This window comes from Sphingobium sp. RC1 (assembly GCF_059738765.1).
The window spans coordinates 367687-391850 of record NZ_AP027308.1 but is presented as its reverse complement, the minus strand read 5'-3'; the positions used below and the strand labels follow the sequence as shown (position 1 = coordinate 391850).

The 24164-nt window shown below is 57.6% G+C and carries 17 protein-coding genes; 8 read left to right on the top strand and 9 right to left on the bottom strand.

Features of this window, described 5'->3' with window-relative positions:
* Positions 1-51 precede the first annotated feature (51 nt).
* The 4 genes from purU to AC6JBC_RS15800 all read right to left on the bottom strand — a co-directional run bounded on the left by purU (position 52) and on the right by AC6JBC_RS15800 (position 5178).
* Positions 52-936, bottom strand: coding sequence for a formyltetrahydrofolate deformylase (gene purU / locus AC6JBC_RS15815; RefSeq protein WP_498026426.1), 885 nt, complete (start codon positions 934-936; stop codon positions 52-54).
* A gap of 42 nt (positions 937-978) precedes the next feature.
* Entirely contained in the window at positions 979-1908 is a 930-nt protein-coding gene (locus AC6JBC_RS15810; protein ID WP_498026425.1) for an electron transfer flavoprotein subunit alpha/FixB family protein, read from the bottom strand.
* 1 nt (position 1909) lies between these two features.
* Positions 1910-2656: an electron transfer flavoprotein subunit beta/FixA family protein gene (locus tag AC6JBC_RS15805; RefSeq protein ID WP_498026424.1), complete on the bottom strand. Its 747-nt coding sequence runs from the start codon at positions 2654-2656 to the stop codon at positions 1910-1912.
* A gap of 71 nt (positions 2657-2727) precedes the next feature.
* Positions 2728-5178 (bottom strand): GcvT family protein, encoded by a 2451-nt coding sequence (locus tag AC6JBC_RS15800; RefSeq protein ID WP_498026423.1) that lies wholly within the window; start codon positions 5176-5178, stop codon positions 2728-2730.
* 373 nt (positions 5179-5551) lie between these two features.
* On the opposite strand from AC6JBC_RS15800, the gene AC6JBC_RS15795 reads away from it, so the two are divergent.
* Together AC6JBC_RS15795 and AC6JBC_RS15790 are read left to right on the top strand one after the other, a co-directional pair.
* Positions 5552-6796, top strand: coding sequence for a DUF3422 domain-containing protein (locus AC6JBC_RS15795; RefSeq protein ID WP_498026422.1), 1245 nt, complete (start codon positions 5552-5554; stop codon positions 6794-6796).
* A 240-nt stretch (positions 6797-7036) separates the two neighbouring features.
* Positions 7037-9340 (top strand): TonB-dependent receptor, encoded by a 2304-nt coding sequence (locus tag AC6JBC_RS15790; protein ID WP_498026421.1) that lies wholly within the window; start codon positions 7037-7039, stop codon positions 9338-9340.
* Between the two features lie 85 nt (positions 9341-9425).
* On the opposite strand, the gene AC6JBC_RS15785 is transcribed toward AC6JBC_RS15790, so the two are convergent.
* From AC6JBC_RS15785 to AC6JBC_RS15775, 3 genes are all read right to left on the bottom strand, one after another.
* Positions 9426-10739 (bottom strand): APC family permease, encoded by a 1314-nt coding sequence (locus AC6JBC_RS15785; protein WP_498026518.1) that lies wholly within the window; start codon positions 10737-10739, stop codon positions 9426-9428.
* 174 nt (positions 10740-10913) lie between these two features.
* Positions 10914-13166, bottom strand: a complete 2253-nt coding sequence (locus tag AC6JBC_RS15780) for a TonB-dependent receptor (protein WP_498026420.1) — start codon at positions 13164-13166, stop codon at positions 10914-10916.
* Positions 13167-13238: 72 nt separating this feature from the next.
* Positions 13239-14063, bottom strand: a complete 825-nt coding sequence (locus tag AC6JBC_RS15775) for an acetoacetate decarboxylase family protein (RefSeq protein WP_498026419.1) — start codon at positions 14061-14063, stop codon at positions 13239-13241.
* Between the two features lie 212 nt (positions 14064-14275).
* On the opposite strand from AC6JBC_RS15775, the gene AC6JBC_RS15770 reads away from it, so the two are divergent.
* From AC6JBC_RS15770 to AC6JBC_RS15745, 6 genes are all read left to right on the top strand, one after another.
* Positions 14276-15301: a helix-turn-helix domain-containing protein gene (locus AC6JBC_RS15770; RefSeq protein WP_464789504.1), complete on the top strand. Its 1026-nt coding sequence runs from the start codon at positions 14276-14278 to the stop codon at positions 15299-15301.
* Positions 15302-15558: 257 nt separating this feature from the next.
* Complete coding sequence (locus AC6JBC_RS15765; protein ID WP_498026517.1) at positions 15559-16353, top strand: SDR family NAD(P)-dependent oxidoreductase; 795 nt, start codon at positions 15559-15561, stop codon at positions 16351-16353.
* Positions 16354-16413: 60 nt separating this feature from the next.
* Positions 16414-17928 (top strand): aldehyde dehydrogenase family protein, encoded by a 1515-nt coding sequence (locus AC6JBC_RS15760; RefSeq protein ID WP_498026418.1) that lies wholly within the window; start codon positions 16414-16416, stop codon positions 17926-17928.
* Positions 17929-17978: 50 nt separating this feature from the next.
* Positions 17979-18764: an acetoacetate decarboxylase family protein gene (locus tag AC6JBC_RS15755; RefSeq protein ID WP_498026417.1), complete on the top strand. Its 786-nt coding sequence runs from the start codon at positions 17979-17981 to the stop codon at positions 18762-18764.
* Between the two features lie 178 nt (positions 18765-18942).
* The gene (locus AC6JBC_RS15750) at positions 18943-20175 is read left to right on the top strand and encodes an MFS transporter (protein ID WP_498026416.1); all 1233 of its coding nucleotides are present in this window, start codon (positions 18943-18945) and stop codon (positions 20173-20175) included.
* A gap of 38 nt (positions 20176-20213) precedes the next feature.
* Positions 20214-20966, top strand: coding sequence for an SDR family NAD(P)-dependent oxidoreductase (locus AC6JBC_RS15745; RefSeq protein WP_464789507.1), 753 nt, complete (start codon positions 20214-20216; stop codon positions 20964-20966).
* A 63-nt stretch (positions 20967-21029) separates the two neighbouring features.
* Here AC6JBC_RS15745 and AC6JBC_RS15740 read toward each other — a convergent pair whose 3' ends face one another.
* Both AC6JBC_RS15740 and AC6JBC_RS15735 read right to left on the bottom strand, forming a co-directional pair.
* Positions 21030-21320 (bottom strand): PilZ domain-containing protein, encoded by a 291-nt coding sequence (locus tag AC6JBC_RS15740; protein WP_460988339.1) that lies wholly within the window; start codon positions 21318-21320, stop codon positions 21030-21032.
* A gap of 282 nt (positions 21321-21602) precedes the next feature.
* Positions 21603-23873, bottom strand: a complete 2271-nt coding sequence (locus tag AC6JBC_RS15735; protein ID WP_498026415.1) for a TonB-dependent receptor — start codon at positions 23871-23873, stop codon at positions 21603-21605.
* Positions 23874-24164 lie beyond the last annotated feature (291 nt).

Here is a 24164-nt window from a genome sequence, read left to right as displayed (position 1 = left end):
GGTCAGCCTTGTCATTCGGATGTTGTGGACGGCCGGGTGCCGACGGTGATTTCAGCCCACGCGATCGGCGGCATAGCTGTCCGGACTGGCGGGAAAAACGATCGTCCGGTCGCCATTCACAAATACGCGATGATGGATGTGGGCGTGGATCGCGCGGGCCAATGTGCGGCTCTCCACATCCCGTCCGATGGATACATAATCGTCCGCGCTCTGTGCATGTGTGACGGCTATGGTTTCCTGCTCGATGATCGGGCCTTCATCCAGTTCCGCGGTGACATAATGGGCGGTGGCGCCGATGAGCTTCACGCCGCGCTTATGGGCCTGGTGATAGGGCTTCGCACCCTTGAATCCGGGCAGGAAGCTGTGATGGATGTTGATGACGCGGCCCGGCATCCTGCGGCACAGTTCGTCCGAAAGCACTTGCATATAGCGGGCAAGGACGATGAGATCGGCTTGCGTCCGCTCGACGATCGCCATCAGTTCGGCTTCCGCTTCAGCCTTATTATCCTTGGTCACCTTGATATGGTGGAACGGCAGATCGTGACTCAGCACGAGATGCTGATAATCGAAATGGTTGGAGATGACGCCCACGATGTCGATCGGGAGCATGCCGATCTTCCATCGATACAGAATGTCGTTCAGGCAATGTCCAAAGCGGGACACCATCAGGATGACCTTCATCCTGACCGTGGAATCATGAAATTCGAAATTCATATTCCATTCTGCGCCGATCTGCGTGAAATCCTCCGCGATCTCCGAAAGCGCCTTCCCTTCTTCGGAGATGAAGCTGACCCGCATGAAGAAGGTGCCGGTTTCCACATCATCGAATTGCGAGGAATCCGAAATGCTGCACCCCTGGCTTGCCAGGTAGCTGGAAATGGCGGCCACGATCCCCCGCTTTGACGGACAGGATACGGTGAGGATATCGGTCGTCACATTCTTCTCCAAAATTCTATGCCCAGTTGCCCGGCATGGGCTTCACAGCTTCGCCGTCAGTTCAGGGACGGCGGTGAAAAGATCGGCGACGAGCCCGATATCGGCGACCTGAAAAATCGGCGCGTCCACATCCTGATTGATGGCGATGATGGTCTTGCTGTCCTTCATGCCAGCCAGATGCTGTATCGCGCCCGATATGCCGATCGCGACATAAAGTTCGGGAGCAACGATCTTGCCCGTTTGCCCTACCTGATAATCGTTGGGGGCATAGCCCGCATCGACGGCGGCGCGGCTGGCGCCCACGCCCGCGCCGAGCTTGTCGGCCAGGGGCATGATGATCTGTTCGAACGTCTGCGCATCCTTGAGCGCGCGGCCGCCGGAAACCACTATCTTGGCGGAGGTCAGTTCAGGGCGTTCCAGCTTTGCGATTTCCGCACCCACAAAAGTGGAAAGACCGGTGTCCGCCCCGATGGATACTTCCTCAATGACAGCCGAACCGTCTGTCGTGGGTGCCATGGGAAAGGCCGAACCCCGCACGGTGATCACCAGCTTAGGATCTGTGGATTCGACGGTTGCGATGACATTTCCGGTGTAGATCGCGCGGGTGAAGGTTTTTTCTCCTTCCACGGAGAGGATTTCCGAAATCTGCATGACATCGAGCAGCGCGGCGACGCGCGGCGCCACATTCTTCCCCATGCTCGTCGCGGGCACGAGAAATGCATCGTGATTGGTCATGAGGGCCGCCACCAGCGGCGCGACATTTTCGGGCAGCGCATGCTCGTAACAGGGGTGATCGGCCAGAAGGACCTTATCGACGCCCGCGATCGCCGCAGCCGCCTCTGCCACGGCACGGCACCCAAATTCGGCCACGAGCAGGTCGACGGGGCCTAGTTTGGCGGCGGCCGTGACGGCGGACAGGGTAGCGTCTTTTACCGCGCCATTATCATGCTCGACCAAAAGGAGAGTTCTCATCTCAGGCAACCCCCAGTTCCTTGATTTTGACGGCCAGAGCGTCCGTATCGGCGACTTTGATACCGGCGGAGCGCGCTGGCGGCTCGGCCAGCTTCAGAGTCTTGATACGCGGGGTGCAATCCACCCCGTAATCTGCGGGACTCTTGATCGTGACAGGCTGCTTTTTCGCCTTCATGATGTTGGGAAGCGAGGCGTAGCGCGGATCGTTCAGCCTGAGATCGGCAGTTATGATCGCTGGAAGGGTCAGCCTTACCGTTTCCTGTCCACCGTCGATTTCACGCGTCACCTCGATTGCGTCGCCATCGACGCTGATCCGGCTTGCAAAGGCGCCCTGCGGCCGGCCCAGTAGCCCCGCGAGCATCTGTCCGGTCTGATTTGCATCGTCGTCGATCGCCTGTTTTCCAAGGATGACGAGACCAGGATCGGTCTCCGTCACGATCTCTTTCAGAATCTTCGCGACGGCGAGTGGTTCGACGTCCGTGTCGGTCTCGACAAGGATGGCGCAATCCGCTCCCATGGCCAGCGCCGTACGCAGCGTGTCCTGCGCTTTGGCGGGGCCGATGGACACGGCGATGACCTCGGCTGCCTGACCCGATTCCTTGAGGCGGATCGCTTCCTCAAGGGCGATTTCATCGAAGGGATTCATGGCCATCTTGACGTTGGCAAGGTCAACGCCGCTTCCGTCTGCCTTGACCCTGGGCCTTACGTTGAAATCTATGACCCGCTTCACGGGAACGAGAATGCGCATGATATCCTCCCGGCGACGCTAAAGCGCCTTCAAGATGCAGCTGCTAATGTGAGAAAGGTGGCTTGGGCGGCTCACGCCTTGATGCGCAGGCCCTTTGGATCATACCAGGGGCCTAACTGCGCCTCCACCTCATGCCGCTTCCATGCAATCTCGACTTCGAAGCTGCTCGCTTCCAGAAACGCCTTGTCGATGCCATCCTCGTGATGGACATAACCCATCCCCAGCGAAGCCCCGATGCGATGGCCATAAGCTCCCGAAGAGATGTCGCCGACTATCCGGTCGCCGATCCACAGCGGTTCATTGTGGAACACGAACGGGGCGTGCGGGTCCTTCAGCTTGAACTGGACGAGGCGTTTGGTGAGCTTGCCTGCTTCCTTCTGACGCAGAAGCACATCTCGGCCGATGAAGCCGCCCGGCTTGTCCAGCGCGACCGCGAAACCCAGGCCGCCCTCCAGCGGAGTATCCTCCTCGCCGATGTCATGCGCCCAGTGGCGATATCCTTTTTCCATGCGGAGGGAATTGAGAGCGAAGAAGCCAGCGTCGCGAAGTCCGAACTCCATTCCCGCCTCGACAAGGACATCATACACATGCTGGGCGAACTCAGCCGGCATGTAGAGTTCCCAGCCCAGTTCACCCACAAAGGTGACGCGGCTGGCGCGGACCTTCGCATAGCCAAGGTCGATTTCCTGACTGGTGCCGAAAGGAAAGGCTTCGTTGGAGAAGTCGGCGGGCGAAATCTTCTGCAGCAGTTCGCGTGACTTGGGACCCATTACGGCCAGCATGGGTAGTCCGGACGTGATGTCGACCACATGGGCATGCGCGTCATCCGGGATATGCCGCTTCAGCCAGGCCATGTCGCGGCGCTGGGAGGCGGCGATCGTGACGATCATGAAGGACGTTTCGGACAGGCGCGTGATGGTGACGTCGGCCTCGATGCCGCCCTTGGGATTGAGCCACTGGGTATAGACCAGCTTACCGACCGGGACGTCGATTTCATTGGCGGAAAGCTTGTTGAGCACCTTGAGGGCGTCCCGGCCCTCCATGAGATATTTGACGTAGCAGCTCAGGTCGAAGACCGACACATTCTCCGCCGTGTTGCGGCATTCGGCAGCAGTGTCGTCGAACCAGCTCGGCTTATGATAGGAATATTCCACTTTCGGTGTCGTTCCTGCGATGCCGAAGAAGCCGGGTCGTTCATACCCGTTCATTTCGGTCATCCAGGCGCCCTTGGCGATCAGGCGATCGTGGAAGGGGCTGCGGCGAACGTTGCGGGCGGTCTCCATCTGCAGGTTGGGCCAATGCATGTTGTACATTGCGCCGAGCGTTTCCGTCGTCCGGTCGTGAAGATATTTCTTGTTGGTCTGGAACGAGACCGTGCGACGGACATCGACATCGACCAACTCTACTGGTGGCATGCCGTCATTGATCCAGTCCGCAAGAACCTTGCCGACGCCGCCTGACGACAGGATGCCTACCGAATTGAACCCGCAGGCTGTAAACAGGCCGCGGACCTCGGGCGTTTCGCCCAGCAGGTAGCGGTCGTCGGGGGTGAAGCTCTCCGGCCCGTTGAAAAACAGCTGGATACCCGCATTGGCCAGCAGCGGCACGCGGTTCACCGCGAGTTCGAGGATCGGTTCGAAATGGTCGAAATCTTCGGGCAGCGTGTCGAAGCAGAAATCGGGTGAGATGCCGTTCATGCCCCAAGGCTTGGCGTTCGGCTCAAAGCAGCCGAGCAGCAGCTTCCCTGCATCCTCCTTATAATAGGCGTGCTCGTCGGTGACGAACATGACGGGCAGGTTACGGGGAAGTTCGGGGATCGCTTCGGTGACGATGTAGAAATGCTCTGCGGCATGCAGGGGAAGGCTCACGCCGATTTGCGCCGCCAGATCGCGCGACCACATGCCGCCGGTGATGACGACCTTCTTCGCCCGAATTTCGCCTTGCTCGGTCATGACGCCGACAGCCTTTCCGCCTTCGACGATGATGTTCTTGACCAGACATTGCTCAAGGATCTTGGCGCCGCCCATGCGCGCGCCCTTTGCATAAGCCATCGTTACGTCGATGGGGTTGACCTGACCGTCATTGGGGAACCAGAAGCCGCCGACGATGCCGTCGATGTTTACTGGCGACCAGCGTTCCTTGATCTGGCCGGGGGTGACAGGTTCGACAGGCAGGCCGAAATTGCGCCCCATCGATGCGCCGCGGGCAAGTTCTTCGAGCCGTTCGGGCGTCTTGGCGAGGCGCAGCGAACCCCGCTGCATATAGCCGGTGGCCATGCCGGTCTCGGCTTCCAGCTGTCCGAACAGCTGTCCCGTATAATAGGCAAGCTCTGTCATCCGCCGGTTTGCGCGGAGCTGTGTGACCAATCCCGCCGCGTGCCAGGTTGTGCCACAGGTCAGTTGCTTGCGTTCGCACAGAACTACGTCCGAAATGCCCAGCTTGGTCAAATGGTACGCTATGGAGCATCCTGCGATGCCGCCACCGATGATTACGACTTCGGCGGAACTCGGATATGACGTCACGGAAAACACTCCAGATATCTGCGATGTAGCGAGTGCGCAGAGGTATTCACATGCGCATGTGAAGAGGTCGCCCGTCTATCCAAGTCATCACCCGGCAACAGGTCTGTAAATTCTGATCGGAGCGTTTGATTGTCCGGCAAACTGTTTATCCGCTATTGGAACGACGCACCCATCAGGAAGAAATCTATTGTGTGGATGGGATAGTGCTGGCGGCGCGCTGGAGTAACAATACCCCGACCGGGGTAGTATTATGCTGGCAGTGGGAGGCGCGTGGTCCACCTAAGCCAGCTAGGACTTTCGGAAGGGCCGAATCTGTGGATGCCGTTGCGAAAAGGGCGTTATAGGGTGATGGCCAAGTGAGGGGGCATAGAGCGTGAGAGAACATGAGCTTCGCCAACGGGTCGTCGGAGAAATGCATTTGCGGCGCTGGCCAAGGCTTTCAGCGTCGATGGAGATCGTGCAGATACTGAACATTCTGGATGAAGGCGATCGGGCGCAGGAATGCGATTTCGTCGCTCAATTCAGCGGGAATCCAGCTTGTCTACCCGGCGCCAGCCATGTTTCGGGAACGCTGCATGACGGGATAGCCTACACTTGGGAGCGCCACAGCGAAGCAAGCACCGTCACTCTTTTTATAGACCCAGGCCAAGCGGACTCGACGGACCACGCTGTTTCAAAAATGGAAAAATTGCCGGGCGCCGCGATACGCGCAACCAGGATCCAGATCGTCGAAGACGAGGAGAAGGCTCAAACCCGCTTGGAGGATATGGCGTTCGTCGGCGATGAATTGGTATCCTGCCATGTGGGCGACGGTATTCGCATCTGGTCCGATTTTCGTATCGGTCCTAATGGATATGGCAGGCTTCTTGTAGCTGCAAACGGCGCCAGTGACGGCGACCTAACACGTGCCGTGCAGCGTTTTCAGGAACTGGGGAATTACCGTAATCTGGCCCTTATGGGCTTGCCGGTGGCCCAAGCACAATCGCGATTGCTGCACGATGCCGAAGCCAAGCTGCGAGACCTTGGCCAGATGCTGAGTCATCCAGAAGTCCGCGACGACGATCTACTGAGCGAACTGTGTCAGCTCTCGCTGGAGATCGGCGCCCTCGTCGGCGCAATAAACTATAGAATGAGTGCGACCGCAGCATATGCTCAGCTGGTTGATGAGCGGCTCGCCGAACTGGTTCCCCGGCCGATAAGGGGATGTCAGTCGCTCACCGATTTTACCCAGCGTCGCTTTCTTCCCGCGGTGCGCACATGTGCGAGCTTCACCAAACGGTCGCGCCAGATCGCTGACCTCGCGGCTCATCTTTCCGGTTTGCTGAGGACCCGCATCGAAACGCGGATCGAAAATCAGAATGCAAGACTTCTGGCCTCGCTCGAACGAAACGCCAGCATGACGCTGAGGCTTCAGCAACTGGTGGAGGGATTGTCTGTGGTCGCCATCAGCTATTATGGCGTGTCGCTGTTGGGGCATATGCTTGAAGGGATAGAGCCCTTCGCGCCTGCTCTGCACGCTTCGGCGATCCTGTCCATTGCGACGCCGCTCATATTGGCTGGAACCTGGTTTTGCTTGCACCGCCTCCGCAACGCGGTGCTGCGGCAGCCAGGGGGTTAGGGCGTAAAACAATCCAGAGCAATTGGATCGTAAAGCGCGATAATAAAGGGTTGGCTGTTTCCCGATGGCAAGCCAGCACTGTTCAGGCAAGCATAAGCTACCCTTCACAGGGTATTGTATAACAATTTCGTCAGCCTGATCCTCTGGGCCGTCTCAAATTTGGCGATCGGGACCGCGCCCAACAACGATCCGGGGGTTTATCCAATGGCTTATCACAACAGCTTCTATGCTTTGCAATCCTTGAGTAAAGGGCAAGATCTTTTCCAGACATGCGGCGCGCGCGCGATGCGGGCTTCGATAGCAGCGCTGGCGATCGGTATCAGCATGGTTCCTGCCTATGCTCTGGCCCAACAGGGTGGACAGGGCGCCAACGCGAGTGCTCCCCAACCCGATGGCTTGGGCGGCGACATCGTGGTTACCGCACAGCGACGTGAGCAGCGGCTGGACAAGGTCGGCCTTTCGATCTCTGCATTCTCGTCCGACCAGATGCAGGCGATGGGGGTCCAATCGGCCACTGAACTGGCTTCCAAAGTCCCGGGCGTAGTGCTTGAATCGAGCGGCGGTTCGGGGCTGAACGGCAACCTGACGATGCGGGGCGTCGCGGCGACCGACTTTTCGACCAATCAGGAATCGCCCAACGCCATCTATTTCGACGATATTTACGTCAGCTCGCCCTATGAAACCAACTTCCCTGTCTATGATCTGGAGCGTGTAGAAATTCTGCGCGGCCCGCAGGGGACGCTGTTCGGTCGAAATTCAACTGGCGGCCTCGCCAATTTTATCACCAAGAAGCCGACAGAACAGTATGAAGGGTTCGTGTCGGCCACGATCGGCAACTATGATCAGAAGCGCCTGGAGGCCGCCGTCGGCGGTCCGCTGGACGACAAGACGCAGTTCCGCATTTCCGGTATGCTCGACTATTCGGATGGTTGGTGGAAGAACGCGGCCGGTCCAGACACGAATGCGCAAAAATTCTTTGGCGTGCGCGCGCAGATCCAGCGGGACCTGAGCGACAATTTCAAAGCCTATTTCGCAATCTCCTACGATCGCAATCCGCGTGCAAGAATCGGCACCTATGACTCCCAGCCTGCCTATCTGGTGAATGGCACGCCGCAACTCCTCCCCGCCGATGTGGATGCATATGGCACTGGCCCGGGGAACGACGCCACGGGATATCGCGATCCCTATCCAGACGCGCGCAAGACGGCGTTCAACGCCGTCGGCTATCTGAAGAAAGAGCGTATTTCACCGACCTTGCGCCTTGAATGGAGCGCCTCGGACGAAATTAGTCTGATTTCTCTTACCAACTACACACATTTCAAATTCGCCTATGCAGAGGATTGCGATGGCACGCCCCTGAATGCCTGCTATTTTCCCAGCGGCCAGAATTTAAACCAATGGTCCGAAGAGCTTCGCGTGTCGAAAGTGGGCGACAGGTTTAACTTCACCGGCGGTGTATATTTTCTGGATATAAAACAGTCCAATTATCAGAACTATTCATTTCCTGCATATGCTGGCACGGAGTTCGCGTTCGATATCAGCAACGTCTTCGACCAGCATGTCCGTTCCTATTCGGCGTTCGCACAGGGTGATTATGCGCTGACCGATCGCCTGAAACTGACCGTGGGTGGGCGGGTGCTTCATGACACCAAGAGCTTTTCTTCGCAGGTATATTATAATGAGTTGGGAGACGGGGTCACCAACACCGTCTACAATCCTCCGCTGCTCGGATATGATTTTTCGGAGGCAACTGTCGGTCGCGCCGCGAAGAAGAAAGAATGGTTGTGGAGCGGTCGCCTTCAGCTCGATTACACCGCCAGTGATGACGCGCTGCTCTATGCCAGCGTCTCGCGAGGCGTGAAGGGCAGCGGTTTCAATAGCAATGCGGGCGGAACGACTACGCTCGATCAGACGCCCTTTGGCGCTGAAACGATGATCGCCTACGAAGCAGGATCGAAACTGAAGCTATTTGATCGGGCCGTTCGTCTGAATCTCAGCACATTCTATTATGATTATTCCGACTTCCAGGCATTCCAGCTTCAGGGTCTGACATCCTTCGTCACCAACAATGATGCCTATATGTATGGTGGTGAAATGGAACTGTCTATTGCACCCATGCGAGGCCTCGACCTTCAATTTGGCGTAGCAAATCTTCATACGAAGATTTACGATGTGAACACCAGCTACAGCGGCGTTATTGACCAGGGTGCGGTGAATGCGCCCAAGTGGACCGTCAATGGCCTGGCCCGCAAGTCGTTCGACATCGGCAACGGCCAGCTCGCCTTCGTATATGATTTCAGCTATCAGTCGAAGCGTTACTCATCGGTCGACAACAATGCGATGAACCTGCTTCCCGCCGCTACGCTGCATAACGCTCGTGTAAGTTATTCGCGCAATGGCTTCGAAATTGCGGCATTCGTGAAGAACTTCACGAACGCCGCAAAGCAGGTCTCCGCGTTCGATTATATCGCGCTGTTCGGAACCAGAATTGTCACCTACGTTCCTCCGCGTCGTTATGGCATTGAACTTCGCAAAGATTTCTGACGTTTCATCTCCTCTCTGATTGGCGGCCCTTCCGGACTTGTTCGGCAGGGCCGTCTTTTTTCTGGCTGCGCGCTGCACCTCATGCCTATTCTGGACTGGGATGCATTCTCAAGTCTTGCGATTGCCGGGTCCGGTCAGCAAGTTTGAGCAGCCCCAACGCGAGCGCGAGGATTGTCGCCGCGATCACGGGCATGTGCCACTTTCCCTCTCGCGCGATAAAGTTCTGAGCGACCACGAGAATGAGAAGCAGCGCTCCGGCAGCCGGTGGCATCAAATGTGCGAAGCTGGCGACGGATTCCCGGCGCAGGATCAGGATCGCGCCCAGGCTGATCAGGAAATAGGGCAGCAGCCAGAAATTGATCACGATGCTGGCCAGTGTGGTGATGGCCTCGATAGGGCTTTCGGCTCCGCTCAGCCTTATCAGCATCGGCACGATCGCGCCGATAACGCCGACCAGCAAAATCGCGCGGCGAGGGGCATGGCTTTCAGGGTCGATGATCCCCAGCGAGGCTGGCAGCATCGAATCCTGGGCCGCCGTCGCCACGATGCGGGCGGCGAAATTGAAGAACGCGATCGTCGATGCGACGACCGAGGCGCCGACCACAAGATCGAACTCGGCCGTGAGGCCCGGCAGGCCCGCCTGCGCTGCAAGGACAGATATAGCCGTTCTGCCGGCGAGAATGTCGTTCATATGCGGCGCCAAAGCCGAATATTGAAGCAAGGATCCCAGCGACCATGTCACCCCGCATAAAAGTAGGGTGTAGGTCAGGATGCGAGGAACATTTTTCCGTGGATTCACCGTATCCGAGGCCACCGAAGTCAGGCCGTCGAAACCGACATAGATCGCCATGCCCCATACCGCCCCCGCGAGTATTCCTCCGGCATCGAATTTGCTCGTGTTGAACTGATCGAAGAATCCAGCTGGATGGTTGGAGAAGGCGAGGAGCATTACCGCCATGATGACCGGCAAGCTGATCAGGGCGAGCAATCCTGCGACGCGGGCGGACAAATCAGGGCCGCGATAAGCAAAAAATGCCGAGAAGGCGGAAGCGAAGAGACTTAAGGCGCATTGCCACGGCAAGCTCGTGGCCTGGGGAAATCCGGTCTCCGACAGCAGGCTCGTCAGATAATATATCTCGTCATTCACGATCATCGCGATCACGCCGAGATAGCCGAGCATGAGCGAGACGCCCACCACCCGTTGCCCCCAGTTGCCAAACGCGATTTCAGCGTAGGAGACGAGTGACCCGCTAACGACATACCGGCTGGCGAAGGTCGTGATCGCGCGCCCGATGAGGAGCGCGACCCCCAGTGTCATCAATGCACTGATCCAGGAGCCAGCGCCTCCGAACTGAAGCAGCAGCGTCGGGACGCTCGCCAGACATGGCCCAACCTGCATCGCCGCGAAGCCAAGAGCTACCGCCTTTAAGGGAGATAGAGCGCCGGAGGTGGCAGTGTCTTGCGTGGACGTTGTCAATGCTGGATCCCGTTTTTTATATACCAAAGGCTGATCGCTTCGGATCGAACCCTCTCACTCGTCTTGTTTTTCCTGACTGCGAAATCAACGCGGATATCAGAAGCGGAACGAAATATCGGCGCCATAAGTCCGGGGTGCGCCCGGTGTGGCGAGGTTGGCGTTCATGAACGATTTGTAGTCGACGAGATAAGCATAGTAGCGTTTCTTCAGAAGGTTCTTGACCCATAACCCAATTTCCAGACCGGTATTTCCGATGGGCTTGGTGAGCCGACCGTTGACCAGCCAGTAGCCAGGTTGTGATATATCGGCTGTGTTGAAGGCGTCGAAATATTGAAGGCTCGAATAGCGCGCGTCCATATGGATCGCGAACGCTGCGTCGGTGTCCTGAAGCAACTTCCAGTCCGCCGCGCCGTTCAGCGTCCATCGCGGCGCCGAAGTCAGCCTGTTGCCGTCGAGGACGACCCCGCTGAGCGTCAGATCCTGGAATTTGCCGTTGGTGTAGCCGATCCCCGCGCTGAGCGTCAGGTTCCGGGTGGGTGCGGCCGCCGCCTCCAGTTCCGCGCCCCATATGCGGCTGCGCGGCGCGTTCACCAGAATCTCCAGTCCCTGATCCGTCACGTCGAGGAACTGCTGGTTCCTATATTTGTAATAGTAGACCGCGCCATTCAGTCGGAGCTTTCTGCCGAATAGCTCGCTCTTGGCTCCGATTTCAAAAGCGTCGAGGATTTCCGGTTTGACGATCGTGATCTCGGCGGGATCGAAATAGGCGTAGCCATTGAATGTGCCCGATCGATAGCCTCGGCTGAAGCTGGCATACACGCTGGCGTTGCTTGTAAGCCTGTAGCGCAGTGCTGCCTTGCCACTGAGATTGCGGTTGGTGAAGCGATCTTGCGGCGGTCCCTCGATGAAGGTGCTGACGCCATAAACCGGGGCGCCGGTCGCCGGATCGAAATAGCCCAGATAGGCCTTATATTCATTTATGTCCGTGCGATCGTTGGAATATCTGAGACCGATCTGAACCTCTATTCCATTGTCGAACTTGTAGGTCGTATGGCCAAATGCGGAAAGACTGCGGCGCTTCATCCTGAACTGATTGGTGTACACGCATCCCGTCACATTATCGATCAGGCAGATCGGCGTTCCGGCAACGTCTTCGGAAAAGGAAGCATAGGAATCGTACCGGGTTGCGCTGCTGATTTTCTCATCAGACGCGGCCGCTCCCAGAAGCCAGGTGAACGGTCCCGAGCCCCGCGAAGCGAGGCGAACTTCCTGCGACCAGACACGAGCCTTGGCGTCGCTTCCATCCGCAAGGATGCCTTCGGGGCGGCTGTCGTCATCGCTATAGGCGCGGAAGCGGCCTTTGTCGTAGGTCGTCACTGACGTCATCATGATGTCGGAACTCATGTCCCATTCGGCGCGCAGGATGACGCTGTCATTGTCGACCTTGAGATAACCCTGGTCGCCTGCATTCACATCGTAGAAGCCAAGCCCCTGATTGAAGATACCGGCAAATCCCAACCCTTCGGGGCCGACATTGGTCACCGTGTAGCCAGCAGGCCGGGTGTCGGAACGGCTGCGGCTATAGCCCAGATTGAAGCGGAGATCGGGGCTGGGGCGGAACGCGGTATTGACCCGGAACGCATAGCTGTCGTCGTTGGCGAAATTCTTGAGTCCCGGCTGAACCGCGTGGAGATAGCCGTCGGACTTGCGGCCATCGAACGCGGCACGAATGCCGAAGACGTCTTGGACCGGCGTAAACTCGACGGCGGCGGTCAACTCCCGCAGCCCATAGTTGCCGACCCCGGCGGTGACGAAGCCCTCCGCGCCATCGAGGTCGGGCTGAACGGTATAGATGTTAACCGCGCCGCCGGTGGTGTTGCGGCCGAAGAGCGTCCCTTGCGGCCCGCGCAAAACCTCGACCCGGTCAATGTCGTAGAGTTGCTGGGCGCGGAACACGCCCGCCCCCTTATAATCCTCATCAACATACATCCCGATCGGGCCTTGCTGATGCTGCGAATAATCGACCAGCGAGACACCGCGCATCGCGAATATCGGCTGTACTTCACCGAAGGGCGTTTGAACGGTCAGGTTCGGAACCTGGACCGCGAGTTGAGAGGCGTCGGTCAGCTTAAGGTTCTGCAACGCACTGCCGGAAATCGACGTCACTGAAACGGGAAGATCCTGCATCCTCTCCCGCCGTTTTTGGGCGGTCACGATGATCTCTTCCAACTGTCCTCCGGCCGAGGCCGGAGGCGCCGGGGCCTCCTGCGCGTTCACGGACTCCGTGGCGGTCAGTGCTGCGAGGACAAAAAGGCTGCTCGACAGCCGGAAATATTTTACCTGGCCCATCAGGACCTCCCCATTTTTCAAGAACCCTAATCTCCCTGCGTCCCAATAAGGATCTGGGCGCGCCAGCGTGGATCAGGTGAAGATCCGTGCGCCCTTGTTAGTCGGCTCACGGGTCGCCTCATCGAAAATCCGGCCCAGGACATAAGGAAGATATCTCTTTCCGCCCTCAAGCCTGTCGACACGTTCGACCAGGTATCCGCCACCTCCATAGGTCATTGTAGCGCTGATTATTTTTCCCAGTTCAAGCGTATCGACCGGGTCGAAGCCATTCGGTCGCAGCGCGACGCGCACGTCGTTCAGTTCCTTCCCATAGAGTGTGTCCCATCCGTTGTTGAGCGTGACCAAGGAAGGATCACTCGCGAATCCCGAGCCGTCTGGCGCAAAGTCGTATTTAATGGTGAAGTAGCGGGAACGTTCGTCCGTGGTGGTCGGCAAGTCGTCGCCCAGGCTAGCCTCAATTTCGATAACTCGCGTACCGTGGCGCTCGGCCCACGCGTAAACCGTTTTGCTGTCGCTGTATATTTGGGCCGATCCGCGCTTCTTGGGATTGCCCCAGAATTCGCGACCTGATGATACTTCATAGTCGCCGCTGACGATCTCCTGAAGGGAATATATCCCCTCACGGCCCTCATGGACGGCCTTCATCACGATCCAGCCGATTTCCTCCTCCGCGCGAACCTCGTTTCCTTGTTGCAAGCGGCCTTTGAACGATTCGCGCATCAATCCGACGCTGATGGTGATCGTGGGATTTTCAGGAACGTCCAGGCATGGTGGCAGAACGGAGCGCGCGAACTTTGCTGTTGTTTCAAACTCGACATTTACGAAGCAGCTGTGCGTGTGGGTGTTTTCGCTATGAAAAATATCCAGGAAATTGCGAACCTGCTCTTCCGACCACACATATGACATTGAAATATTTCCTCGATATCATCACTGGATTTCCCGCACCTCGAATCTCCAGAAGGTGCGTTGGCTTGAAAAGCTGTCACAGCTTTGCGGATGTCGTTAGCCGTTTTCCGCAAGCTGTTGCGGGGCGAGTACGAATGTGCCAGCCTGATGCAATTGGGATAGGGGTGCGCCACCGCGCATCGCCCGCGAATTGAAGCGCGTAAATGGACGAATTGGATAGCATCGGCTGGCCTCACATCCGTCCTGCAAAGGGCCGCGATCTGCCTTTGCCGTTGCCCCGGCGTCCTACATCCTTTCCCGACGAACATGCCGAAATCAAGGAGATGAACTGGCGCACGCAATATGTGCAGCTGTTGCCTGGCCTTTTTGAGGGGGCGCTCTTTGACATGGAAATGGCTGGCGTAACGGTAGGGCTGGAAGAATATAACCTGCCGATGGAGGAGATGTTCTGCGCGCCCCCCGGCAAATTCTTCTATTTCCGGGCGCGCTCCAATGGCGAGGCATTTTGTGAAGGGCAGGCGCTGAATGGAGAATTCGGACTGATATGCGCCGATGAGGCGTTACTCCACTTTCTGGTGCGCGGCGATTATTCCGGCTTTTATGTGGCGATAGACCAGGATTTGCTCGACGTTTTGCTGGCCGATTTCGACTGGCGGACATATTTCAAGGTCAGAAAATGGATTTCGGTGTCAGCGGAGCGCACAGCCATGCTGGACGCAGCCGTTTTTGATCTTCTGAAATGTTTGTCGGACGATCCGCGCAACGCTGAACTGGTGGATCGGGGTGAAAATGTGGCGCTCGCGGCTGGATCCGTCGTGGCTGACCTGGACATTCAGGCGAGCAGCAGGCCCTCGCTCGACACACGAACCTATCTCTTTCGAAAAGCGCGTGACTATATCCTGGACAGGATTACCGAGGACTTCACCGTCGCAGAGCTTTGTGAAGCTCTGCGCGTCAGTCAGCGCACCTTAGAATATAGTTTTGCCGATATCACGGCACTAAGCCCGAAACGATATATTCTGACGCAAAGGTTGAACCGTGTACGTTCAGATATTCTCGCAAAAGGTGCCAGGACCGACGTGCTTGATCTGGCGTATAAATGGGGCTTCCACCATCCGAGCCGTTTTTCCCAGCAGTATCGGCGTCATTTCCACGAACTTCCTTCTGCTACCAAAGGCCGCTTGATCGGCGGTCTCGGCAACGCGGAGAGAGGTAGGGTGTCCAAGTGAGAAAAAGGCTGCCCCCCTGGACTCGCTGCCTTTGCCGAAGGGCGGGGCTTCAGTGATACCCTCGCAGAGGTATTGCCGATCAACGTCGCCACCGGCACCATCGGACGAATAAGCTATGGTCGTCTTCTGGTCATTAATAGAAGTCGGCCTTCCAGCAACTGTAGCAATTTTCGCGGCCTTGAAGGCGCATACTCTTAAAAAAAGAACAGAGTTTTCATAACGTTCGAAGCTAGAGGATCAGGCGGCGCGTGAACACAATGGATTTGTTCAAGCTCGATGGGAGAGTGGCTCTCATAACGGGAGGTGCGCGCGGTATCGGCTTTGAGCTTGCTACGGCCCTGTCGCACGCTGGCGCGATTGTTTATTGTGCCGATATCGATGGTGCTGGCGCTGAAGAGGCAGCTGAACGGATTGCCGCGGATGGCGACTGCGCCGCCCATGGAATACAGGTGGACGTGTCTCAGGAGGCGTCGGTCGCCAGCATGGTTGATGCCGTCATGAAACGGCACGGACGCCTTGATGTCTGTATCGCCAACGCAGGCATCGCTGAGCCTAATCTTCCTATATCGTGGGAGGATTACACGGCCGATCTCTGGCGTCGGCTGATCGATGTCAATCTGTCGGGCGTCTTCTTCACCGACATGGCGGCGGCCAAGGCCATGAAGGGTCGTGGTGGAGGCTCCATCATCAACATCGCGTCCATCGTCGGTGTGACTGCTGACTCGCAATGGGGCTGCATCGGCTACGCGGCGGCGAAGGGTGGGGTGGTGCAGCTTACGCGCCAGTTGGGGGTCATGCTGGCTCCCGAGGGCATCCGGGTGAATTCGATAGCCCCCGGTTATGTCGCCACAGGATTGAGCGAAGGCGAGCAGCTGGATCATCCCGATCCAGAAGTTCGCCGTCTCCAGGCCGAACTGTTGGCTCGCACGCCGATGAAGCGCTACGCCCAGCCGCAGGAACTGCGGGGCGCGGCTCTCTTCCTGGCGTCCGAAGCCTCATCCTACTGCACGGGCTACACCTATGCCGTCGATGGGGGCTGGCTCGGTGCGTGATCATGGGTGCGGGAGTGAAGAGCAGGCGAACTTCACCATAGTTTTTCTGGGAGTATTTTGATGTCGGGGTTCAAGCCATTTGCGGACTATAGCAACCATATTCTGGTGAACGGAGAGCTGCGGCGGAGTGCTTCGACGACCGCGCTTGATGTGATTGATCCTGCAACGGAACAAGTGGTTGCGAGCGTGTCGGATGCGACTGATGCTGAACTCGATCAGGCGGTCGCGAGCGCGAAGCAGGCACAGCGCGCATGGCTCAAGCTTTCGGCGCTGGAACGCACTGAAGCGCTTCACAAGGTCGCGCAGGCCATTGAGGACAACCGGCCGTTGCTGGCTGAATCGATGACCCGCGAAATGGGCAAGCCGTACAAGGAAGCCTTCGACGAGGTCACATGGTCCGTATGGGCGTTCCGCTATTATGCAGAAGTGTCCCGCCACGATCATGGTCGTGTCGTCGGGCCGGTCGTGGGCGGCCATATGAACCTGGTCACCAAGCATCCACTTGGCGTCGTCGGCATCATCATGGCGTTCAATTTCCCCTACTGCCTCTATTCCTGGGAAGCAGCGGCGGCGCTTGGCGCGGGCAACGCCGTGATCCTCAAGCCATCCGACCACACATCGGTCTCGTCGATCCTGTTCCTCAAGACGATGATGCCGCACTTGCCGCCCGGCCTGATCGGCCTCATCACGGGTGGCGTTCGCGTCGGCACCGCGATGGTCGCGCATAAGGATATTCATGGCATCGCCTTCACTGGCAGCGTGGGCGCGGGCCGGGCCGTCGCGAAGGGATGCGCCGAAAATTTCAAGAAGGCTCTGATCGAAACGTCGGGCAACGATCCGTTCATCGTCATGCCGTCGGCCAATCTCGACATTGCCGCGCGCGCCGCCGTCTTCGCCGCCAATCTCAATGCGGGTCAGGTCTGCACGTCGGGTGAGCGCTTTTATATCCATCAGGACATCCACGATGCCTTCATCGACAAGGTGGTCGGACTGACGCGGAAGATCCGTATCGGCAACGGTCTGGACAAGGTCGATATGGGTCCGATGGTGTCGGAGCGCGAACGGAGCCGCTACGAAGGACTGGTCTCGCGCGCGATCGAGGCGGGAGCCCGGGTGGCGACCGGCGGCGCCCGCCCGTCTTACCTCAACGCTGGCTACTTCGTCGAACCCACGGTCTTGACGGAGGTCCAACCGGACGCCGAAATCCTGAATGTCGAAAGCTTCGGTCCGGTGATGTCCATCTGCCGCGTCGCTGATTTCGACGAAGCCCTCACGCTCGCCAATCGGTCGGAATATGGCCTGGGATCGACGGTCTACACCACGGACCTTGGTGAAACGCACCGCGCGATCGAAGAGCTTGAAAGCGGCATGACCTGGATCAATGCCCCGCTGATGGACAATAACGCCGCGCCTTTCGGTGGCCGCAAGATCTCCGGCATGGGTAGCCAGCTAGGAGCGGAGGGCCTGGACCAGTTCCGGCACTCGAAGATGGTGATGATCGATCCGAGCTGCTCGTCTCATGATTTCTGGTGGTTCCCCTATGCAGATGCGGAAGCGTTTGGCGGCGAGAAGTGAAATCCAGTTTTATTTTGAATTCATGAAAGAAATTACAGAAAGGCTAGTCAATGAGCTTCGTCAAAACAGACCAGGAAGTCGCAGAAATTGAGAGCTTGCTGTCGAAGGGGCAGTTTACGACAGAATCCCTGACGATTGAGTTCAAGACCACGCAGGAATTTTTGCGTAAAGTCCTCCCGCCCTGTTTCGATCTTCCCGACGAACCGATCGCCTACGCCAACGTGTCGCATTGGCAGTCGGCGCTTTGCGGCGAATTTGACTGCGGCATCATCTATCTTTCGTGCAAATATAAGGGTGAAGCTGGCACCACCATGCTGACCTTGTTCGTCAGCGGCGATATGCCTGTCACCATCGGGCGTGAGATGTGGGGTGAAGGCAAAAAGACCGGTAACGCTCGCCTGTATGTCGATGGTCATGAAGTTTACGCCTATGCTGAACGCAACGGTGTGCGCCTGATAGAAATTCACGCCGAACTCGGTGCTGACCTTGGCCCAGCGCAAAGCAACGTCAAGGATTTCGAGCTGAAGGCGCAGCCGCACACGACCGGCAAGGGCTTCCAGAACAAGGTGGTGTTGAGCTGCCTTGATACGGCGGAGGACTTCCGTGTCACGCGGCAGGGCACGGGCACGCTCAAGCTCGCCGGCACCGCTGTCGATCCGCTCGACACCATACCGGTGGTCGAAGTGGGCGGCGTTTCCTATGGTGAAGGCGCCTCCTGCTGGACCATACCTTTCTGGGAAGAACTGGATGACGGTCATGACTATCGTCCGTATATCTACGGTCAGAAATATGACGACTTCCGGTTGTTCAACAAGGCTCGCCGCTTCACGAGGTAAGACGGAAGGCACCTTGGACTAGCGCAAAAGTGGCCGCCGGTTTTGCGCGAGCCGAAACAAAATTAGCGTGGCGGGGCTGCGTCTGATTTGATGCAGCCCGCTCTAAGCCCCCGCGCTGACGGACGTCGAACGGAGTGATCAGGTGACAGAAAAAAAGCAGCCAGATTTCCGCGCATGGGTGGCTCTGGCCCTCTGCTTTATAGCGACGGTCATTATCTTTCTTCCCTATGTGGGCTATTCGACCCAGATCGCGACAATGATGAGCGATCTTTCCATGGACTATACCATGGCCGGTGCCCTGGCATCGGGGACGGCCCTGTCGGGCGGTATGGTCGTTTATTCGACCGGAGGGCTTTTCAATCGTTGGGGGGCCAAGAATGTCTGCGTCGCGGGGCTTGTCTTGTCCGCTCTCGGGCAGTGTTTATTCTCATTCGCCTCAACCTATCAAATGATGTTTGTCGTTCGCATTCTTCAGGGTGCCGCCATTCCGCTGCTTTTCGTCGGACCTTATACCATCGCAATGCATTGGGCGGAGCATTCCAAGAGGCTTGGCGTCTTCATGGGCATCATGCTTTCCACTGATGGTATTGGCACAGTGTTTGCCGGATATGCCTATTCGCACGTCCTCGAAACCTGGGGCTGGCGCATCGGATCGCTGTGGGGAGCGGCGGCGCTTCTGATTATCGCTGGTCTGGTCTGGCTGCTTCTGCGCGAACCGGAGTCCACAGCACGGGCCGATCCTTCCACGCGCGTGGACAAACCTTCTCAACTTACTCAATATCTCTCCGTGCTGCGCCAGGCCAATGTGCGAGTGGCCGCGCTCTTTCTCACCGGAGTGTGGGGCACATATTCGATCGCTGTCTATTGGGTTCCCACGCTTCTGATCGAGGAAGGCCATTGGTCCGAAGCCGCTGCCGGGTTTGCCGGTGCGCTCTATCCGTTTGCCGGGGTCGTTTCGGCCGTGACCTTTGGTCTGCTGTCAGATCGGCTGGGCCATCGGAAGCCGCTGATGCTGATTTCCGGTGTTGGGATGGTCTTCTCCTTCATGGGCGCGGCGATGGCGGTCGATCAGCATCGATATGATTTGTTGGCGATGACGCTGCCGCTGGGCGGATTGTTCGCCTATGGTGGGTTGCCGCTGGCCTATTGTCTTGCGGCTGACGCTGTCGGGCTGGAAATGGCCGGAATGGCGACAGGCTGTATCATGGGCACCGGACTGATATTCGGAGGCGTTATCTACCCGCTCGTCCTGGGATATGTTCGCGATAGAACAGGCCTTTACACGCTGGGCTTTGTTTTGGCCGCTGTATCTCTCCTGATATTCAATTTTATCGCTGTTCTGTTTGGGCGCGATGTCGTTCGATCCAGTCAGGGCTCGGATCATGGTACGCCTGCGCAGTCAGCTGTCTAGCGCGGCTTGATCTCCGACTAGTAAAAGGAAGGGCCTCGATGGAAATTTCAGTAGTCACCGGGGCAGGCTCAGGCATCGGAGCTGGCGTCGCCATGAAGCTCGCCGCACGCGGGAGCTTCATCGCTCTGGCCGACCGGAATGCCGATGGAGTCAGGGAGACGCTTGAGCAGATCGAACGCGCTGGAGGACAGGGCATCGCGGCTACTGTTGATGTGACCGACGAAAATCAACTGGCCGGTTTCATCCAAAGCGTCGCGAAGGATTTCGGACGGCCCTCGACCGCGGTCGCCTGTGCGGGCATCGCTGCGACGGGCACGGTTGTAGATACGTCGGCCGAGCTGTTTCGCAAGATGATCGACGTCAATCTTACAGGCGTGTTCCTTTTCGCGAAAGCGATCATCCCATTCCTGGAGAATGGGGGCGGGACTTTCACTGCCATCGCGTCGGACGCTGGTCTGAATGGCTTCCAGGGCTACGCCGCCTATTGCGCGTCGAAGCACGCCGTCGCGGGACTTGTAAAGAGCATGGCGCTGGACCATGGCCCGAAGGGCGTTCGCTGCAACGCCATTTGCCCCGGATATGTTGAAACGCCGATGCTCGATCAGTTGCTGGCGGAAATTGGTTGGGCGTTCGACGATGCGGAAAAGGCTGTGCCGTTGGCGCGTTTCGCGAAGGTGGATGACGTGGCCAATCTTGTCGATTTCGTATCGTCAACCCTAGGCGGATACATCAATGGAGCTCTTATCCCGATCGACGGCGGAGGCTCTGCGGGGCCTTTTGCGCCAGCGTGATTACGGGGTCGACCACCAGATATTGGTCTGCTGCCGGATTGGTGGCACCGATATAAGGTGTTTTTACCTATCGGAGACCAGCCAATCGGCTGGATCGACAGAGTAGTTGAGTAGCACGCCGCATTTATCATCGCGCGCCCATATGATGGTTGCCAGCAGTTCGCGCCGGTCTGTGATGATCGAGACCTGCGATCCAAGCGGTGGAGCGTATTGAACCGACAGCATCGCGCCGTAGCTTGATATGTTCTTGATTGTTGCCGGCACGCCGACACCATCATGGAACAGTGTGGCGGGGATGTTCGCCTCGTGACGCAGCTCAACGCGTTCTTCGCATTGCCTCAGTGCGATCCTCATGTTTTTTCTCCGGTTTCCCCCCGGCTCAAAGACGACACTGATCAGCAAGAATGAACACGCGCTTTCCAATCATGGTAAGCGCGCACTTCGAGCGCCCATATCACCACAGCGGCCGGATGATTTCAGGCGAAGAGTTGAAGTAGCGAGAGGGCTACCGGGCTTACGGGGGCGGGGCATGAACCTGCTTACCAGCGCCATCATAACGAGCGGTGCATTTGGTCTGGCAGTGCCCTTCGAACGAAGAAGGGGGAGAGCCTTCAAAACAGCTTTCCCCCTTCTTCCTTACTTCCCGTAGTTAACCGACAAGGTCACGCCATAGTAGCGAGGACGCGTATAGATGCTTTCCAGGAAGCCCAGGCTGGAAACGTCAAGCGCGTAGGTGCGATATTTCTCCGCCGTCACGTTCTTCGCAAACGCGGTTAGCGTGAAAGGATCGAACTTGTAGCTCAGGCTCGCATCCAGCGTCTGATACGCCTTTTCGCGCTCCACCGGGGCGCATACGACGCTGAAGCAGAAACCGCTTGTGAACGTGCCATCCAGGCGGGCGGTCAGGTCTCCGCTGCCCACCGGCAGAGTGTAGCTGATGCTGGCATTGCCGGACAACCGAGGCGCCTGGGGCAGGCGGCTATCGGTGGTCGTGCCGTCGGGCAGGCCGATGCCCTTGACCTTGCTCTTGAGATAGGAAAGGCCGCCCGAAATGTTGAGGCCCTCGGCCGGTACCGCTGTTATCTCCAGTTCGCCGCCATAGACCCAGGCGTCATGGTTGCTGATCGTCTGAACGAGGTCGATCAGCGAAAAGGCCTGGTAGTTATGATAGTCATAATAGAAAGCGGAAGCGTTGATCCGCAGGCGATTGTCCAGGAATTTGGACTTTAAGCCGGTTTCATAGGACCAAAGCACTTCCGGCCCGTGCGGCAGGCGCGACACCACTACCGGCGCGGAAACCGGTGCCGAAAAATTCCCTGACTTCGTGCCGCGGGTAACACCTGCGAACAGCAAGATGTCATCGGTTGGCGAATAATCCAGTTGCAGCTTGCCCGAATAGAGATTGTAGCGCTTGCGGGCATCATCGGGATTGAGAGTGGGGTTGAACTCGATGATCTGATTGTCGGTCACGCCGCCAGTGATCGATGTGAAGTCGAGACGGTAGTCGTCGGTCTTCTTGTCACGGGTATAGCGTGCACCGGCTGTCAACTTCAGCTTGTCGGTCAGCGCATATGTGCCCTGCGCGAATATCGACGGCGATTTGGTGCGGATCGAATAGTCGGAATTACCGGTCGAAAAATAATCCAGTCCGATCAGATTATATTCGGCATGCGATTGGTAATGCCCGTCAATGTCGATGTAGTTGACGCCTGCAACCCAGCGGAGGCTTCCGGTGTCCCCTTCGGCGCGTATTTCCTGTGAAAATTGGCGAAGATTGGTCCGTGGAGCGAAGATGCACCCGTTTAGCGGTGTGCCGTCACAATCCTCCCGATAGAATTTTCTCATCCGCTGATAATCGGTGATCGAAATGATCGTCACATCGCCAACGGACCAGTCGATCCGGCCGGTATAGGCCTGGATCGTCCGGCTGAAGACGGACGGGATATTGTTGTTGTTTTCGTACAGGCCGTAGCTTGCCGGTTTTACATAGCCGTTCGGATCGACGCCGGGGCCGGTGCCCCAGAAATCATCGGTGGGCGACTGTGTCACGCCGCGGCCATGATCGGCGGGAACGGCGGGCGTGTAGGTGTAGGTGCCGCCCGCGATTGAATTGTCATCGCGCGATCGCATGGCGCGCAGCAAGACTTTCAGGTTGGGCGTGGGTTTCCAGAGCAACTGGACACGGCCGGCGAACTGATCGGTTTCGCCACTGTCGCCGATCGCCGGATTGTTGCTTTTGACGAAGCCATCCCTCTGCACTCGCGCAATGGCGAAACGGGCCGCAAGCGTATCCGAAACAGGGCCACCAGCGCCTATCTCCGTCGCGTAACCGCCGTCGCTGAACCATGTGGCCGAAGCATTGAGGGAAAAATCGTTGGTGGGTTTGCGCGAAATATACTGGATCGCGCCGCCCGTCGCATTGCGGCCGAAAAGCGTTCCCTGCGGGCCGCGCAGGACTTCCACGCGTTCAATGTCGAACAGGGGGAAGCCCGCTGTCGCCATGGAACTCAGATAAGAGTCGTCCTGATATACCGCGACGGGTGGTTCCAGCTGATCGGAATAGTCGTTCTGCGATACGCCGCGAAGATTATAAACGGTCGTGGAAGGACTATAGGCATTATATTTGAGAGCGGGGACAAGCTTGACGATGTCCGTGCTGTCCACGATCGCCCTGGCTTGCAGATCCGATCCCGACAATGCGGTGACCGATACCGGCACCTTTTGAAGATTTTCCTCGCGGCGCTGCGCGGTGACTACGATTTCCTGGATACCCTGAACGGGAGCAGGTGCTGCCGCCGGTTCCTCCGTTTGCTGTGCCAGCGCCACGGCTGGGAAGGCCATCACCATGGCGAGCGCTCCAAGGCTGGAACTGCTATGCCTGCACAAGCGGTTTTTCAACTTCGACATACCCTTCGCTCCCTTTGTTGATCGAGCAGATATCAACAAGCGCAGGTTCGACTCCTGCATCTCTTATTGTGAACGTATGTTCGTATCTAAAACTCAATCTGTCAATATGCCAAGTGATTGCGTGAAATTCCGCGATAATGACCTGTATATCGGGAGATTATGCGATGATTCATACGTTGAATCCATCGATTGACAATTCCCCTCGAATCCTATTAGCATGAATATATATTCGTATTAATGTGCGAAATTTCAGGTTGCCGCTTCATGGATCGGAGCTTGTATAGAAATGGG